The sequence below is a fragment of the Halorussus aquaticus genome (genome assembly GCF_024218795.1).
Lineage (GTDB): Archaea > Halobacteriota > Halobacteria > Halobacteriales > Haladaptataceae > Halorussus > Halorussus aquaticus.
The window spans coordinates 2621413-2638695 of sequence record NZ_CP100400.1 but is presented as its reverse complement, the minus strand read 5'-3'; the positions used below and the strand labels follow the sequence as shown (position 1 = coordinate 2638695).

The following is a 17283-nucleotide window of genomic DNA, read 5'->3' as shown; positions in this document are numbered from 1 at the left end:
GCCGACCCCATTAATCCAATCGTGAGTAAATATTTTACCCCCGGAGCGCAAAGGGACGGGTATGTCCCAACAACCACTCCAGCGTCGAGAACGTCTCTACATCGACGGCGAATGGCTCGACGCCGACGACGTACTCGAAGTCTCCGACCTCGCTGACGGCGGGTCGTTCGCACAAGTCGCCGCCGCGAGTCCCGAGCAGGCCGACGACGCGCTCGCGGCCGCCGAGCGCGCGCAGGCCGAACTGCGCGAGACCACCATCCCCCAGCGCGTCGCGTGGCTCGAAGCCATCGCCGACGGTCTGCTGGAGCGCAAGGAGGAACTCGCCGAGGTCATCGTCCGGGAAGCGGGCAAGCCCATCTCCTCGGCGCGCGGCGAGGTCGAGAGCGCGGCCGAGCGATTCCGCCGCGCGTGCGAGGAAATCCGGTCGCTGAAAGGCGAGTTCCGAGAGGGAACGACCGCCGGACACGAGGGCTGGGACGCCATCGTCAAGCACGAACCGATGGGCACGGTACTGGCAATCACGCCGTACAACTACCCCGTCTCGACCACCGCGCTGTCGGTCGCACCCGCGCTCGCGGCCGGGAACAGCGTCATCCTCAAGCCCGCCAGCGACACGCCCGTCAGCGCCGCGATTCTGGCGGACGTGGTTTCGGAACTCGACCTGCCGGACGGCGCGTTCAACTTCGTCCCCGGTCGCGGGAGCGTCATCGGCGACGTTCTCTCGGGCGACGACCGAATCGACGTCGTCTCGATGACGGGGTCCAGCGCGGCGGGCAAGCACGTCGCCAAGGAGAGCGGCATGGTCAACCTCCACATGGAACTCGGTGGCAACGCGCCCGCGGTCGTCTTCCCCGACGCCGACCTCGCGGACGTGGCGGGCCAGTGCGCCAAGGGGTCGTTCAAGTACGCCGGTCAGCGCTGTTCGGCGGTCAGCCGAGTGCTGGCCCACGAGTCGGTCCACGACGAAATCGTGGACCTGCTGGAGGCCGAAGTCGATAGCTGGCAACCCGGCGACCTCTTCGAGGAGGACACCACGATGGGACCGCTCATCAACGAGGGGCAGGCCGAGTGGGTCGAGGAACTCGTCGAGGACGCCGTCGAGAAGGGCGCTGACCTCGTGCGCGGCGGCGAGCGCGACGGCGCACACTTCGAACCGACCCTGCTGGCGAACGTGCCCCACGACGCCCGCATCGTCCACGAGGAGCAGTTCGGCCCGGTCGCGGCCGTGACGACCTTCGAGGACGAGGAGGAGGCCGTCGAAATCGCCAACCGCGGCGACCTCGCGCTCGACGCGTCGGTGTTCACCAGCGACTACGACCGCGCGATGGACCTGAGCGACCGACTGGACGCCGGTGCGGTCCGCATCAACGGCGCTCCGAGTCACGGTCTCGGCGACATCCCCTTCGGCGGCAACAAGGCCTCCGGCATCGGTCGGCAGGGTCTCCACACGACCATCGAGGAGATGGTCCGGAAGAAGAGCATCATCCTCTGAGCGGCGGTCTTCGGTCTCTTCTCTGTTTTCGGTGAGTACGCGTCGTCACTTCTCGCGGGACCGACCGCGACCGAGCGCGTCTCTGATTCGTCGGACCAGCGACTCGTGGAGCGCGCGAAACCCCTCGATTCCGTCCGACTTCGACCGGCGACTGAAGTTCTCGTCGGAGGGGTGCGCGTCGCCGGAGCGTCCGTCACCGTCGCTCGACCGGACTCCTCCGTCGGCGACCGGGCCGGGATACGGAAACCGGTGCGCGCGCCACGACGCCGGGAGCGCGTGTCGCTCCTCCAGCGCGAGCGGTCGGCCCGCGATTGCCTCCGCGTCGCGGCGGGAGTAGACAGCGCCGTCGGCGTGAAAGAGACCGTTGACTCGACCGTTCTCGCGCGGTTCGCGCAGGTAGGCCGGGCGGAGCAGCAGACTCCAGAAGAAGTCGCCGTCGAGGGTTCCATCGGCGTGAGCCTTCTGAATCGTCGGGGCGAGACTGGCGAGGTTCGGTGCGAACCGCGAGGGCGGTTCCTCCAGCGTGCGCTGCCACTCGGTACACCAGAGCGGTTTACGGGCGTCGGTTTCCGAGGAGTTCGCGGTGCCTGTAGCTTCTGCACCGATTTCGTCGGCGAGCGCGCGCTGTTCGGTCAGGTACTCGTAGGCCTCGGCCGGTCGCTTCGGGAGGTTCATGTGGAACTGGTAGGCGTCGAGTCCGGCGAGACCGTCGAGGGCCTCACGGTCGTAGAATCGAGCGAACCGAACGTCCTTGGTGCCCATCGTGAGGGTTGCGTCGGGGGCCTCGGCCCTGACTGTCCGGAGCGCGTCGGTCACGAAGTCACGGCGGGGTTGGACCGTCCCCGGTTCGTTCATGATTTCGGTGGCGAGCAGGCGGTCGTCTTCGGCGAACTCCCGCGCCCATCGCCGGGCGAAGTGGACCGGCGACCGGTCGTACCCCTTCCAGTCGCGCGGTTGCAGTACCTCGGGACGCGACGGCGAGTGGACGCCGAAGGCCCTCTCGGGGTCGGTCTCCCGACGATTCTGCTCGGTCGGAGGGTCCGTCGGCGGTGCCTCGAAGAGGACGACGACGGGCCGGACATCGCGGGCGTCGCAGGCCGAGAGAAAGTGTTCGACGTGCGCGAAGAACGTCGGACCGTCCTCGCGCCAGTACTCGTAGGACGCGAACACGCGGACACTGTTCAGACCGACGGTGGCGGCGTAGCCGAGGTCTCGCTCGACGACGGCGTTGCGGTAGTCGGCCCACATCTGGTAGGCGTTCCAGTCTTTCTGCGGGATGTACACCGCGCCGTGAACGTCTCGGAGGCGTTCGTTCACACCGTCGTCTCGAACGTCGTCCACGAACGAGTGGAACGAGCGACTGCATAAAAGCATTCGGTCGTATTGAACCCCTTCGACTGGAGACCGAAGGGTCGGACCGGGGAGCGGTCGTGGTACGGTCAACCACCATTTCCGGTGTTTCGTCTGTTTGGGGTAATTTATAAACTCCCCCACCCCATCGTTCCGCTGAATCTCTCACGGAGGGGAGGGCGGGAATCTGTCGTATCGAAGAGTCGGAGTTCTTTCCGCGACTCGGTAGTCGAAATAGTCTAATTTGACTAGTTTACGGGTATGGTTTTCGCAACTAGGACAAGAAAGTTGCTCTTCTAGAGCGGCGCTGGGGGCACCCCCACCCTCCTCTCGCGGAATTCAGCGGAACGACGGGGTGGGGGTATTTCTTAAACGAATCGCTCACATGAATCAGCGGAATCAGCGGAACGGGTGGTTTCGATAACTTCATGAACCCGCCACAAGTGGTCCCCGAGTACCATGGGTTCCTTCGACTTCGTCCGGGAGTACTCCCCCTACACCAATCGGGAGGCGCTATTAGACGATTACACGCCGGACACGCTGGTCGGACGCGACGACGAACTGGACGAGTACCACGGCGCGCTCCAACCCGCAATCTACGGCGAACAGCCAGACAACATCTTCCTCTACGGAAAGGCCGGAGTGGGCAAGACCGCGGCCACGCGATTTCTCCTGAACAAACTCGAAGACAACGCCGAGCAGTACGAGGACCTCGACGTGCGGACCGAGATAATCAACTGCGACGGTCTCAACTCCTCCTACCGGGTCGCCAGCAACCTCGTCAACACCATGCGCAACCCCTCGAACCACATCAGCGAGACGGGCTACTCGCGCTCGCAGGTGTACGACCTGATGTGGGAGGAACTCGACGACTACGGCGGCATCATCCTCATCGTGCTGGACGAGATCGACCACCTCAAGGACGACTCCATCCTCTATCAACTCTCGCGCGCCCGCGAGAACGAGAACCTCACGGAGGCCCGCATCGGTCTCATCGGCATCAGCAACGACCTCACGTTCCGCGACTCCCTCTCGCCGAAGGTCCGCTCCTCGCTCTGTGAACGCGCCATCTCCTTCTCGACCTACGACGCCAACGAACTCCGGGCGGTCCTCGAACAGCGCAAGAACGTGGCGTTCAAGGAGGACGTGCTGACCGACGACGTGGTCCCGCTCTGCGCCGCGTTCGGGGCGCAGGAGTCCGGTGACGCCCGAAAGGCCCTCGACCTCCTGCTCAAGGCCGGGGACCTCGCCCGCGAGGAGAACGACGAGGAGGTCACCGAACAGCACGTCCGCCGGGGCCGGGAACTCCTCGAACGCGAGCAGGTCGCCCGCGGCATCGCGGACCTCAACGACCACGAGCGCCTCGTCGTGTACGCCCTCGCCACGCTGGAGGCCGAGGACGACACGCCCGCCCGTTCGCGCGAAATCTACACCCGATACAAGTCGCTGGCCGACGCCGCCGGGAAGGACTCGCTCACGGCGCGGTGGCTCCGCGAGCATCTGGACGACCTCTCGATGCTCGGCATCCTCAACGTCACCGAAATCAACGAGGGGTCGGCGGGCGGGAAGTACCGCGAGTACGACCTCCAGCAGGACCTCGCCGTCGTGCTGGACGCCCTCGAAGAGACCTTCGAGTCGATGGGCGTCCACGCGAGCGTGAAGGGCTACCTGTAGCCACGTTTCGCTGCGCTCGGTCGCTCCGGGTCTGCAGTCCGGATTCTCTCGTAAGCTAAACCTCGGGGAAACTCACCGGAAGACAGACCGCGTCTTCCGAGCAGTCGTTCGCTCCGCTCTGCGACCGCACGACTGACGGTATCCCGAGCACGTCCGTCACTACCCGTCCCCAAACTATTCGGCTCTCGACAGAATAGCCGAGCGTACACATGGTCGAGGTCGGCGAGCACTACCGCCCGACTGACGGGACGCGCGACGTCGAGGGAATGGCGCTGACCCCCGGCGTCTACCGCGTCGTGGGCGCTACCCACGAGGTGGCGCTGCTCCGCGTAACCGACGAGGAAGGTCGGCGCGCCAACACCGGAGAACTCCGCCGCGTGACGCACGAGTCGCTCGAAGCCGAGTTCGGGCGCGCGGACGACCCCGACGCGGGCCTCTCGCCGGTCCGCGAGGCGCGCAATCTGTTCTCCGGGATGTACTGGAGCGTCCGGCGGTTCTTCTGAGTCCCGGCCGTTTCGAATTCGGCGCGTTCCGTCGTTTCGAAACCTCAGTTCCGCCGAGCTACCGTGGTTCCGAGACCGGGTACTCCGTCCTCCGCCTCTCCGATTCCCGGAATTGCCCTTACGGACTCCCTGTTCGACTTCCGACCGAGCGTCTGCCCCAACTCCCACCGTCTCCTCCTCGCCCCGTCCATCACCACCCTCACCCCGTCCATCGCCACCCTCGACCCGTCCACCGCAACCCTCCACCCGTCAACCGCCCCCTCGACTATTTCCTGTTCGGCGTGGTACTCCGCCTGACTGCCGTCGCACTCGGGCGACTCGCCGTCGCGCTCGCGGCAGGAGAGGAGGGGGAAAATCGTGGCACTCGACTACCAGCGCGTCATCGACTGGCTGGACGACCGCATCGTGAACCGACCGGGTAGCGTCGTCGCCGTCTTCCTCGTCGTGAGCGCCGTGTTCGCGGTGGGCGCGATGCAGGTCTCCACCGAATCGGGCACCGAGAGCTTCGCCGAGGACGTGCCCGAGCAGACCGCGCTGGAGGCGGTGAACCGGGAGTTCGAACCCCCGTTCGGGCCGGACGCGACCACGACTCAACTCATCCAGACCGGCGAGAACGTCCTCTCGAAGCGCGGCCTGACCCGGATGCTCGCGATTCAGGAGCGTCTCGCGGAGCGCGAGGACCTCCGAATCACCGGCGTGACGAGTCCCGCGAGCGTGGTCGCCCGCACTCTGAACCCCGACGCGACCACCGCCGAACAGCAACTCCGGGCGGTTGAGCGCGCCTCTCCCAACCGAATCGAAATCGCGGTCCGAGCGGCCGCTCTCGACGACCCCTCGTTCCGGACGCTCCTGAGCGAGGACTTCAACTCCGAGTCGGCCCGCGCGACCGCTTCCATCGCCCTCGTCGAACACGCCGTCCCGGAACTCGCCAGCGACGAGGAGGCGGCCGGGACGAACCCGCTCACGTCCATCCAACGCGAGATGCAGTCGGTCACGGCGTCTGTCGGCGGGGACGTCCGCGTCTTCGGCGCGGGCATCGTGGCCGCCGAGTTCGGTACCGTCATCGGCGACACGCTGATAGTCGTGGTGCCCGCCGCCGCGATACTCATCGTCGTCTTCCTCGTCGTCGCCTACCGGGACCTCGCGGACCTCCTGCTGGGAATCGTCGCGCTCGCGATGGCCCTCGTCTGGACGTTCGGCTTCATGGGGTTCGCGGGCATCCCGTTCAACCAGATTCTCATCGCCGTCCCGCCGCTCCTGCTCGCGGTCGGCATCGACTTCGGCATCCACGCGGTCAACCGCTACCGCGAGGAGCGCGTCGAGGGGTACGGCGTCGCCGACTCCATGCGGACCGCGACCGACCAACTGCTCGTGGCGTTCTTCGTCGTCACCACCACCTCCGTCATCGGGTTCGCCTCGAACTTCACCAGCCAACTCCTGCCGATTCGGGACTTCGGACTCGTCGCCAGCGTCGGCATAGTCTTCACCGCGCTCGTCTTCGGCGTGTTCCTCCCGGCCGCCAAGGTCCTGCTGGACTACGCCCGCGAGCGCTACCCGATTCCGACGTTCAGTCAGACGCCTCTCGGGGCCGAGGAGTCGTCGCTCGGCCGGGCGCTGACCGGCGGCGTCGGTATCGCCCGGCGAGCACCGCTGGTCTTCCTGCTGCTGACCGCCGCGCTCACCGCCGGAGCGGCGGGATACGCGACCGGAGTGGACACCTCGTTCAGTCAGGAGCAGTTACTCCCGCCCGAGGAGACGCCGGAGTACCTCCGCGCGCTCCCCGAACCGTTCCGGCCGAGCGAGTACACCGTCACGCGTGACATCAACTTCCTCGAAGCGAACTTCGAGACCGGCGAGAGCGAGGAGGTCGTCGTCTTCGTCGAGGGACCGATGATCCGCGACACCGCGCTCGAAGCCATCCACCGGGCGGGTGCGGACCCTCCGGACACCTTCGTCACCGAACGGACGACGGACGCACCTCTCGACACCGGCGGGGGTCGCCGCGCCAGCGAGCGAAGCATCGTCACCGTCGTCCGGTCGCTGGCGGCCACCGACCCCGAGTTCGCCCGCCTCGTCGCGCGCAACGACCGCGACGGGAACGGTATCCCGGACGACGACCTCGACGCGGTCTACGACGCCCTCTTCGACTCCGAGTACGCCGCTCTCGCCGGTCAGTACCTCGCAGCGGACCGCCGGAGCGCACGCGTGGTCTACGCTGTGGAGGGCGACGCCGACCCGGCCGAAGTCACGGAAGACGCCCGGGCGGTCGCCGACCGCTATCGGTACGAGGCCACCGCCACGGGCGACATCGTGGTGTTTCAGGCCGTCTCGGACCTCATCTTCGAGTCGGCGGTGGTCAGTCTGGCCGTCGCGCTCGTCGGCACTGCCGTCTTCCTCGTGTTCGTCTACTGGCTCCTCGTCGGCCGACCCTCGCTCGGCGTGGTCAACCTCGTCCCCATCGTGGTGACCGTCGCGGCGCTCGCGGCGACGATGCGGTACGTCGGCATCTCGCTCAACGCCTTCACCGCGACCGTTCTCGCCATCACAATCGGTCTCGGCATCGACTACTCGGTCCACGTCGTCTACCGATTCACCGACGAACTCGGCGGGGCGGCCACGCCCGGCCGGACCGACGAGAGGGACGACGCCCTCGCCGCTCTCCGGTGGACTATCACCGGCACCGGCGGCGCGCTGACCGGGAGCGTTCTCACCACCGTCTTCGGTATCGGCGTCCTCGTTCTGGCGGTGTTCCCCGCCATCGGCCAGTTCGGACTCCTCACTGCGCTGAGCGTGGTGTACTCCTACGTCGCGTCGCTCGTGGTTCTCCCCTCGGTCCTCGTGGTCTGGGCGCGCTTCACGGGACCGAAGGCGTCGGCCGACGCCGCTGACGGTGCGGTCGCTCCCGGCGACGTCGAGTGACGAAAAAAGAACCGCGTCGGGGGTCGCGTCGTGCGGACGGCGAGCGTTACGCCGTGCCGACGATTGCCGGAGCGACTACCGACGAGGAGTTCCCGGAACTCTCGACCAGTTCACCCGGCGGCACCTCGTTGCCGTTGAGGATGAACGTGGCGTTGCTCAGGTCCCCCTGTGCCGAGACGTCGGTAATCCGTCCGACGAACTGGTAGACGTCGCTGGCGTCACCGTTGCCGATTTGACCGGTGACGGTACCGTCGTCGCTGACTTCGTCGGTCGCTTCGGCTTGGTCGCTGACCGCTTGGACGTTCCCGGCGAAGTCGATGGTGTAGTTCAGCGGCGTCCCTTCACTTCTGACTTCGAGCGTGTTTCCTGCCTGTACGTCTTCCTGAGACTGGTCGTCCGCGGCGGCGGTCGTCTCCTCGCCTACTTGGGTCTCGTTCTGCTCCGCCGCGCCGGTCTCATTTCCCGCTTCTGTCGTGGTCTGATTCTGTTCTGCTTGCTCGCCCTGCTGGCCTTCCCCCTCACCCACGACCTGGAACTGGACGATGTCGGTGTTGTCGCCGTCGTCCACCTCCAGCGTGTAGGTGCCGGGTTCGATGCCCTCGGTGCTGATGTTGACCGACCAGATGCCGTTGCGGCCCCACTGGTCGACCGCCGCCGAATCGAACTGGTCGGCGCTCGGGCCGTTGATGACTTCCACCGTGATGGTGTTGTCGTCGGGCTTGCGGTTCGTGACGCCCTCGACCACCATCGTCTGGCCCGCCGGGATGGGTTCGACGCGCGACTGGAGGCCCGGTTGCGTGGTGACGTTCGCCTCGCTCTGGGGCAGGATGGCGGATATCGAGGTCGCCGCGTCCGCGTACCTGAAGTTCTGCCGAAGCATCAGGTCGTCACTGCCAGCCTCACCGGTCGTCTCGTCCACGATACGCGCGACGACCTGATCCTTCGTCAGTCCGGTGCCGAAGCTCTTGATCCAGTTCTCGAGAGAGGCGAGGTCGGCCTGGTCCTGTCCGGGCACGACGCCGTCACCGACGACGGTGTCGCGGCCGAGACCGATGACCATGCCGGTAATCTCGCCCTCGTTGAGTTCGCGGCCGTCCGCGTTGACGAACTCGATGTCGTCCTCCTCGAAGATGTCGTTGTTGTCCACGCTGACCGTCTCGGTGACGACGCGTCCGCGCGAATCGACCATCACGACCAGCACTTCTTGGAGACCGGGTGCGACGCCCGTGACCTCCACGGTGCCGTCTTCGACGGAGATCTCACCGTTGTAGGTGCGGAACACCCACGTCGGGTTCTCGTTAGTGACGGGAGTGTCCTGCTGTATCCGCTGATCGTCGGTCGTGTTGTTGCCGTCCTGCATGGCCATGGCGGGTGCGCTAGCACCGAACGACGCGGCCAGTGAGCTGTTGTTACTCTCGCCCAGCGTCGGCTCGCTGACGATGATGGACGTCTGTTCGCTGGTGGCGCTACTGAACGCGGACGTGGACAGTTGCTCCTGGATAGTCCCGTTCTGTCCGAGGACGTCGTCACCTTCGACGACGCCGATTCGGTACCGACCGGGGATGCTCAGGATGTCGGACGCCTGCGAGAGCAGCACGTCGCGCTCCTCCCACTCGCCGTCGGAGTCCACGTTGATGAGGTCCTCTTGGGTGAACTCGCCGTCGGTGTTGATGTCGGCGAGTTCCCAGTCGCCTTGGTCGCGGACGTACACCGCGACCTCGTCCACGCCGGGTGCGGCCGACCCGGTAACGTCAACTTCCTGTCCGGCGATGTACGTGCCCGCCGGTTGGTCGAACGTCAGGCCGCCTTGGACGACGTTGAGCGTCCGGTCGTCCTCGGTGTCACCCGGGTCCTGTGCGATGTCAGTCAGGTTCACACCCTCCTGGTAGAGGTTCACGTCGACGTTGGTGTCGTCGAGGTACGAGGTGTCTATCTGGCCGACGCCGAGACCGGTGTCCTCGTTGACCTCGACCTGCGCCCACGCGAGGTCTGCTTGACCGTTGTTGTTCGTGTCGAGCGTCCCGCGGTCGACGACGTCCTCGACGCCGCGGAACACCTCCTCGTTGACTTGGTTGTTCCGGAAGTCGTTGTCCTCGATGGTGACGATGTGACTCGCGCCCGCCGTCGAACCGCGGACGGTGTAGCGAACGTTCTCGCCGCGGGTCGCTTCGTCGCCTTCGAGGTCGAGCGCGACGTTCGTCTCACCCGTCACCGAGACGACGGTGGACTGGGTAGCCGACTCCTGGTCGAGGTTGTCCCACCCTTCGACGGTGATGGTGTAGTCGCCAGCGCTCTGGTCGCTCAGGTCGATGGCCCAATACGCCGACTCGACACTGGTGTTACCTGTCGAGAGCTGGGTCTGGTTGAACTGACCGATGCCCTGAAGGTACTCGACGCCCGTGCCGGTGCCCCGCTGTCCGGGGTTGTCTATCATCTCGGGGTACTCGGCGTACGCGCCGTTGAGTTCCTGCAGTTGGTCCTGCGTGAGCGACTCGACGTTGGTCAGCACGTCGCCGGTGATCTCGTTGCCGTTCTCGTCGGTGACTTCGAGCGAGAGGTCCTCGGCCTCCTGGAAGTTCCAGTCGGCCTTGACGAGGAGCGTCTCGTCCTCCTGAACGGTCGAGCCTTCGACGTCCACGCCGCGCTCGTTGAACAGTTCGAGGTCGGTCACGCGCGGTCTCTGGACCGTGAGACCGATGTTATCGCGCTGGCCGTTGACGGCGTACTGGCCGAGTTCCTGGTCGCGCGGAATCGGTTCCTCCAGCGGGATGCCTTCGGCGTCTCCGGAGACGCCGATGAGTTGGCTGGGGTCTATCGCCTGACCGTTGTCCTGTACGAAGTTGATGTCCTCCTCACCCTGAAAGACGACCGGCTTCTCCTCCGACACTACGACGGTGTTCGGTCCGCCGACGCCCGGACTGAAAGTCGGGTCCTGTCCCCCGCGCTGTACCTCTGCACCTAAAACGGCTCCCGACATGGCGATCGTCGAGAGCACCATAAGTGCCGTAAGTACGAGTGCGCTCGTTTTCTTCTTCGATGTAAGCTTATCTATCATAGTTCGTTATTCTCGCTGATACCGGCGTTCTCGAACCCGTATCAGTACTCGACTGGCGGTACCCCCATTCGACCGTCGTCGTTCGGCAAATCGTCCTCTCCGCGCTTGACTACTACCGAGTTTCACCTCGGAAGAGAGCGACGCCGGTTTCACTGATAAAGAGGCCTGACCGTTTTCAGCCCGGTCGATTAGATATCGCTTAATACGGTTACTCCACGGCAGACTGAAGCCCTGAAACGGGGATTACTCACATAGGCAGAGAATATCTCTAGCCGTGGCCGAGGATAGGCAGAGGGTAGTATCAGGAACGGGTCATCCGAGGATTCACGAGCGTTCCGCCAGACCCTGCTCGGCCTTGGGAGAAACCCCGTAAAACACGGCGTTACCCCCACTTTTCGCCACCGATGAAGCACGCCGAACTGTCGATACGATAACTGTAATACGGGTTACTGGTTAGGGTAACCTAACGAAAATATGCGTCCGCCAGTGGTTTCATAATATCTATCATTTTGCGGGTGGCACGTACCGTCTTATATGCGATTATCCGCCGGTTGTGCCGGAGTCCAGTACGAGGTGTGCCGTCAGTCGGAGGCTAACGCCGGTAAGTCGAGATGGAGCTTCGGTCGTGAATCGTTACCGCGAAGGGTTTAAATCGAGCGCCGTCGGTTCACGGGAGCAGTCCCGCGATGGCGTCCCGCTTCCACCACGCCAGCGCCAGCGCGACGACCGCCCCACCGACCACGACCACCCCCCCAGCGGGCAGGTCGGCCGGGAGCGGCAGGCCGCGACGCTGTCGCTCGGTCACGTCTATCGGGACGCGATAGGCCTCCGACAGAACGGTGTCGCCTCGCTCGTTCTCGTAGGTGAAATCCATCGAGACCGGGTAGGTCTTCGGAATCGCGCCGCCCGAGACTCCCACGGCGAACCGGAGGACCGCCGACTCGTTCGGTTCGAGTCGCGAGACGAACGCCTCGTCGTTGTCGCTCGACAGCGGGTCGCTGGCGAACAGTTTGGCCTCCACGTCCCGGAGCGTCTCGTTGGCGGTGTTGGTGACGCGGAAGGCGACGACTTCGGAACCGCCCGACGGGACGGTGGCGTTGACGGGTTCGACTCGGAACTCGTCGCGCTCCTCGGCCACGTCCACCCGGGCGTCCAAGGTGTCGCTGACGCGCAGGTCGTCGTCCTGATTCCGGTAGCGCACCCTGAACGAGACCTGTCGAGGCCCGGCCTCGGCCTCGCCGTTCACGTCCACCGTGAACTCGAACGGGACCGCCTCGCCGGGCGCGAGGTCGCCGACAGCGAACTCGGTCTCCCGCGGGTCCACGTTGGGGTTGTTCGTCCGGAGGACCACGACCGCGCTCGAGACGGTCCGATTCCCGGCGTTGACGACCTCCCCCACGATATCGCCGGTGTCGCCGACCCGGAGGTCCCCCTCGACGCTCTCGACGCGGAACTCCTGTTCCGCGCCGACGGTGACTCTGGCGTCTATCGAGTCGCTGTATCGGACTTCGCCCTCGGCGTTCCGGTACCGGACTCTGAACGAGACCTGTCGGGAACCCGCGTCGGTGTCGTTCGGCACCGACGCCTCGAAGTCGAACGTCGCCGCCTCACCGGGTGCGAGGTCGCCGACGGCGAACTCCGTCGTTCCGGATTCGAGGCCCGTCCCCTCGGTCTGGAGGACGACCACGGCGTCCGAGACGTTCCGGTCGCCGGTGTTGACGACGGTGCCCGAGAGGTTGCCGCGGTCGCCGACCTGTAGTCCGGACGCGGTCGCTCGGAGGTCGAAACGCTGCTCGCGAGCGACCGCGACCCGAGCGTCGATGAGGTCGCTGGTCCGGGTTTCGCCGGAGGGGTTGCGGTACCTGACTCGGAAACTGACGGGGCGCGGGCCGGGGTCGGTGTCGTTGGCGGTCTCGACGCTGAAACTGAAGTTTTTCGACTCGCCGGGTGCGAGGTCGCCGACCGGGACCTCGGTCGCCCGCGGCGCGAAGTTCGAATCGTTGCTGGCGAGAGCGATCACGGCGTTCGAGACGTTGGTCTCACCGGTGTTGACGATTCGCCCCGTGACGAGTCCGGTATCGCCGACCCGGAGCGAGCTATCGACCCGTCGGACCGCGAAGCGCTGCTCGGCACCGACCGCGACTCCGAACGTGAGTCGCGTGGACCGCGCGGCGACGCCGTTGGGGTTCTCGTAGGCCACTACGGCGTCGGCGAGGTAGGTGCCCGGCGCGGTGTCCGCGCTCGCGCCGACCGTCACGTCGAACGACTCGGTCTCGCCGGGTTCGAGTCGGTCCACGAAGACGCTGGTCTGCTCTTGGCGGTCGTCGCTCCCGCCGAAGTACACCGAGGAGTTGGCCGCCGAGAGTCGGACCTCCGCGTTCGTGGCGGGTTGCGTGCCGGTGTTAGTCAGGTCGAGGCGATACGTAGTGGTGTCACCCGCGGTCACGCGCGTGAGGTTCTGGGTCTCGATTTCGAACCGTGGCTGGTCCTCGACGACGACGGTGACGTACGCCGTGGTCGACCGCGAGGAATCGCCGTACTCGGGCGCGGTGCCCGGCCCGTAGCGCACGAGGTTGGTGTAGTCGTAGGTGACTTCCACCGGAATCTCGTAGGTGCCCGGCCGAATCGAGTCCGAGAGTTCGAGGCTGAACCCGAACGGTCCGGCGACGCCCTCGGGGACGGTCCCGGCGAACACCGTCCCGGTCTCGACCTCGACGTGGCGGGCGAGTCGCTCGTCCATCCGCGACTCGTCGATTTCGAGTCTGACGTTGCGGGCGGTCGTCACCCGCTCCTCGTACGGGGCCGGACCGCCGCGATCGAGGTCACCGCTGTTTGAGACGTACACGTCGAGGACCGCCTGCTCGCCGCCCCCGAACCGGTTCTCGGTGGCCGAGAGTTCGATGTTCGGTCGGCCGACGACCGTCCCCTCGTCTTGGGCGAGTGCGGGGACCGCGGGCGCTGCGGTCCCGGCGACGACCGTCGCCACGGCGAGCGCGAGTACCGTGATTCTCATGTACTCGTCTGCGTTCCCGAAGACAATAACGGCCCCGCGGACCGCAGTCGTTGAACCGCGGAAACGTCGGGTTGACTACCGTCTAACGGCGGCCTCGTCGGTACCGTCGGACCTGCGCGAGAAGAGGAACAGCGCGAACAGCAGTGGGGAGACGAACGCGAGGGCGAGAGCGCCGACCAACGCCAGCGACTCTATGGAGGGACCGCCTTGGCCGCCCTCCAGTTCGCCGGTCACGTTCACGTCCGCCACCATCGTGGTCGGGTGAATCGTGCAGATGTACTGGGCCGCCTGCGGCGTCGCGGTGAACGTCACCGAGGCGGTCGCGCCCTCCTCCTGAATGAGTTCGGACTGGGCGATGACGTTCCCCTGAGCGTCCTGTATCGTGATGTTGTGCGGTGCGCCGTCGAGGTTCTCGAACCAGAACTCGTACTCGTTTCCGGCCTGTAACTCGACGCTCGGATTGGTCTCGCCCTCTATCTCCGGGGGCGCTCGGCCGTGCCACGCCGCCACCTCGCCGCCGAAGCGATACGTCTGGGCCTGCGCAGACGCGTCGTCGCTCCCGGCGGCGACGGTCGCCCCCGCCGCGGCGGTCGCACCAGTCGTCCGGATGAACGACCGCCGGGTCACGCCGTCGTCGCTCTCGTCTCGTTCACCCGTCGCTCCCGTCCCCTCACTCCTTGCGTCCGCAGTCTCGGCAGTCGTAGAGTCCCCCGTCATCTCCCTTCTCGGCGTAACTTGGCGGGGAATCCGTAAGAGTCCACGGGCCACCGCCACGGGAGACCGACAGTGCGAACGACGGCCGGTAGCCCCACCGCTGGCCCGGCAACGACTAACTGCTCGGCCGTCGTGGTCGCGCCATGGAGAATACGACCGGGTTCGTCACCCAACTCGGGATGGACCACGAGGCGGCCTTCGACGTCGCCGAGGAGTACGGATTCGACTACGTCGAACTGCTGATGGACGGCGACTACGAGCGTCGGGCGTTCGACCCCGTGGCGGTCCGAGAGGCGGCCGCCGCGCGGGACCTCGACCTGCTCGTCCACCTCCCGTTCGCGCTCGACGTAGGGTCGGCCTACGAACACGTCCGCGAGGGCGCGATTCGGGAACTCGTCGCGGCCGCCGAAACCGCGGCCGAGATGGGGGCCGAGAAGGGCGTGGCCCACGCAAACTCGAAGGCGTGGGGTCCCGCGTGGGACCGCGACCACCTCCGGGACATCGTCCTCGACTCGGTCCGGGAGATGGACGCCGAGACGCCCGACGACGTCGAAATCTGTTTCGAGAACATCCCCGGCGGCGCGTTCTCGACCCGGAACTTCCCCGACCTGTTCGAGGAGACCGACGCCGCGATGACGTTCGACACCGGCCACGCTCGCGTAGACGGTCTCGACTCGGCGGAGATGGCGCGGTTCGTCGGCGACCACGGCGACCGAATCTCGCACTTCCACCTGAACGACACCCGGAAACCGCAGGACGAACACCTGCCGTTCGGGTCAGGAACCATCGACTTCGAGCGAGTTCTTGGCGCGCTCCCGGCGGACTGGTCGGGGACGCTCTCGCTGGAAGTGTTCACCCTCGACTACGGTTACATCGGCGTGAGCAAGGAGTACTTGGACGAGGTTCTCACGGCGGTCGATACAGAAACGGTGGGCGAGTGAACGACCGACGAGAGACGGGCGACGAGTGAACGACCGACGAAAGATGGGAGACGAGTGAACGGCCGACGAGGAGGGACGGTCGGGACGGGGCGACCGACTGCGAACAGGTTTAAGCGGCCGCCGGTGGTACGCGACGCGGGGGAACACGAACGTGAGCCAACAGCGGCAGGTACTCCAGCAGGCGGGCACCGTCGAGGGCAACGCCGTGCGCTTCGACGCCGAGAAGGCCGAGCAGGTGGTCGAGGCGCTGAACACCGACCTCTCGGCGACGTACGTCCTCTACCATCAACTCCGCAAGCACTACTGGACCGTCACCGGAGCGCAGTCGGCCGAACTCGGCCGATTCTTCGGCGATGCCGCGGCCGAGGCGGAACGTCACGCCGACGTGCTGGCAGGCCGAGTCGCCGCCATCGGAGGAGTTCCGGTAAGCGGTCCGGCGGCGTTCGAGCGCCACAGTCCCGTCCCGTTCGAGGGCGCGGACGTGTACGACGTCCGGGCCTCGCTGGAGAGCGACCTCGACGCCTACGGCGACCTCATCGAGAGCGTCAGCAGTCACATCGAACTCGCCGAGAGTCTCGGCGACCACGCCACCGGGTCGCTCCTCCGCGAGCAACTGGTCGAACTCGAATCCCGCGCACACGCCATCCACGGTTTTCTGGCACGCGACTCGCTCTCGCCGCGTTGATTCGCCGGTTCGCGTGCCTCTCTGTGGTTCTACCGTTCGATTTTCGCGGGTGATAATCCACGAGAGATTTATTACCGGTCGGTGAGTCGTGACGAAACAGCGCCGATGGTGTCGAAAGCGTTCTTCACGGGGTCGAAGTACCTCGTCGAAGAGAACGACGGGAGACACGACTACGTCCGGTACGACGGCGAGAGATTTCTCGCGGCACTGTCGGCGGCAGGACAGAAAGTCGTCCACGCGCCCTTCGGTTCTGAGGGCCTCGACTCGTCGGACGGTCGAACGGAGTCCGAGGAGGCCGACGAAGCGAAGGCCGCGTATCTGAAGGCACTCGTCCGGGTCAACGAACGTTACTTTGCGGCCCGCGAGTACGAGGACGACGCCAAGGGGAAGTATCTGAAACACGACGAACGCGCGGAGCGTAGATTCCGAATCAAGACCGCCGAGGCGCTCAGCGACTGCGTGGACGACCTCCACGCGCTGCTCTCGGCCCACGACACGCTGGTCGATATCGCCGTCGAGACGGTCGGTCGCACGAAACCTGATTCGGAGCGTCGGCAGGCAGAGTCGGCGATTCGGTCGCGACTACTCGCCTGCACCGACCGGGCCATCAGTCGCGGCTGGTTTCCGGTCGTGGAGTCGTACTACTACAGTCTCAGTCCCGGCGAACTCGTGGCCGAAGACCGCGAGCGCCGGAAACAGCGAATCGAGGGCACTGAGGACTCTCGCGGTATCGAGGAACTCCTCGGAAAGCCGCACTTCGACCGCCTCGGCAAGGGCGACCTGCGCCGAATTCGGAAATTGAATCGGGAGTCGCCGGGGTCCGACGCTCGCGTCTGGAAGCGTATCCTCGAACAGTATCCGTGGTACGTCGGTCACGAGGACGAGCAGGCCGCTACCGCCGGAACGGGGGCGAAGGGGTAGTCGAACGGTTTTCGAA

Annotated in this window: 11 protein-coding genes; 7 read left to right on the top strand and 4 right to left on the bottom strand. The window is 65.9% G+C overall.

The features are described from left to right. The first annotated feature begins 61 nt into the window (after positions 1-61). Positions 62-1492, top strand: a complete 1431-nt coding sequence (locus tag NGM06_RS13585; RefSeq protein WP_254267477.1) for an aldehyde dehydrogenase family protein — start codon at positions 62-64, stop codon at positions 1490-1492. A gap of 45 nt (positions 1493-1537) precedes the next feature. Here NGM06_RS13585 and NGM06_RS13580 read toward each other — a convergent pair whose 3' ends face one another. Then, the gene (locus NGM06_RS13580) at positions 1538-2833 is read right to left on the bottom strand and encodes a glycoside hydrolase 5 family protein (RefSeq protein WP_254267476.1); all 1296 of its coding nucleotides are present in this window, start codon (positions 2831-2833) and stop codon (positions 1538-1540) included. 468 nt (positions 2834-3301) lie between these two features. On the opposite strand from NGM06_RS13580, the gene NGM06_RS13575 reads away from it, so the two are divergent. From NGM06_RS13575 to NGM06_RS13565, 3 genes are all read left to right on the top strand, one after another. Next, positions 3302-4516, top strand: coding sequence for a Cdc6/Cdc18 family protein (locus NGM06_RS13575; RefSeq protein ID WP_254267475.1), 1215 nt, complete (start codon positions 3302-3304; stop codon positions 4514-4516). Positions 4517-4725: 209 nt separating this feature from the next. After that, positions 4726-5019: a hypothetical protein gene (locus NGM06_RS13570; protein ID WP_254267474.1), complete on the top strand. Its 294-nt coding sequence runs from the start codon at positions 4726-4728 to the stop codon at positions 5017-5019. A 357-nt stretch (positions 5020-5376) separates the two neighbouring features. After that, complete coding sequence (locus tag NGM06_RS13565; RefSeq protein WP_379793554.1) at positions 5377-7938, top strand: efflux RND transporter permease subunit; 2562 nt, start codon at positions 5377-5379, stop codon at positions 7936-7938. Positions 7939-7984: 46 nt separating this feature from the next. Here the strand turns inward: NGM06_RS13565 and NGM06_RS13560 are convergent, their stop codons facing one another. From NGM06_RS13560 to NGM06_RS13550, 3 genes are all read right to left on the bottom strand, one after another. Continuing rightward, on the bottom strand, positions 7985-10915 hold the full coding sequence (locus tag NGM06_RS13560) for a hypothetical protein (protein ID WP_254267473.1): 2931 nt from the start codon (positions 10913-10915) through the stop codon (positions 7985-7987). 745 nt (positions 10916-11660) lie between these two features. Then, positions 11661-14006 (bottom strand): COG1361 S-layer family protein, encoded by a 2346-nt coding sequence (locus tag NGM06_RS13555; RefSeq protein WP_254267472.1) that lies wholly within the window; start codon positions 14004-14006, stop codon positions 11661-11663. A gap of 75 nt (positions 14007-14081) precedes the next feature. After that, positions 14082-14723 (bottom strand): cupredoxin domain-containing protein, encoded by a 642-nt coding sequence (locus NGM06_RS13550; RefSeq protein WP_254267471.1) that lies wholly within the window; start codon positions 14721-14723, stop codon positions 14082-14084. Positions 14724-14863: 140 nt separating this feature from the next. On the opposite strand from NGM06_RS13550, the gene NGM06_RS13545 reads away from it, so the two are divergent. From NGM06_RS13545 to NGM06_RS13535, 3 genes are all read left to right on the top strand, one after another. Then, positions 14864-15661 (top strand): sugar phosphate isomerase/epimerase family protein, encoded by a 798-nt coding sequence (locus NGM06_RS13545; protein ID WP_254267470.1) that lies wholly within the window; start codon positions 14864-14866, stop codon positions 15659-15661. Positions 15662-15812: 151 nt separating this feature from the next. Continuing rightward, on the top strand, positions 15813-16346 hold the full coding sequence (gene dpsA, locus NGM06_RS13540; protein WP_254267469.1) for a DNA starvation/stationary phase protection protein DpsA: 534 nt from the start codon (positions 15813-15815) through the stop codon (positions 16344-16346). An 81-nt stretch (positions 16347-16427) separates the two neighbouring features. After that, positions 16428-17267 (top strand): hypothetical protein, encoded by an 840-nt coding sequence (locus NGM06_RS13535; protein WP_254267468.1) that lies wholly within the window; start codon positions 16428-16430, stop codon positions 17265-17267. Positions 17268-17283: the final 16 nt, after the last annotated feature.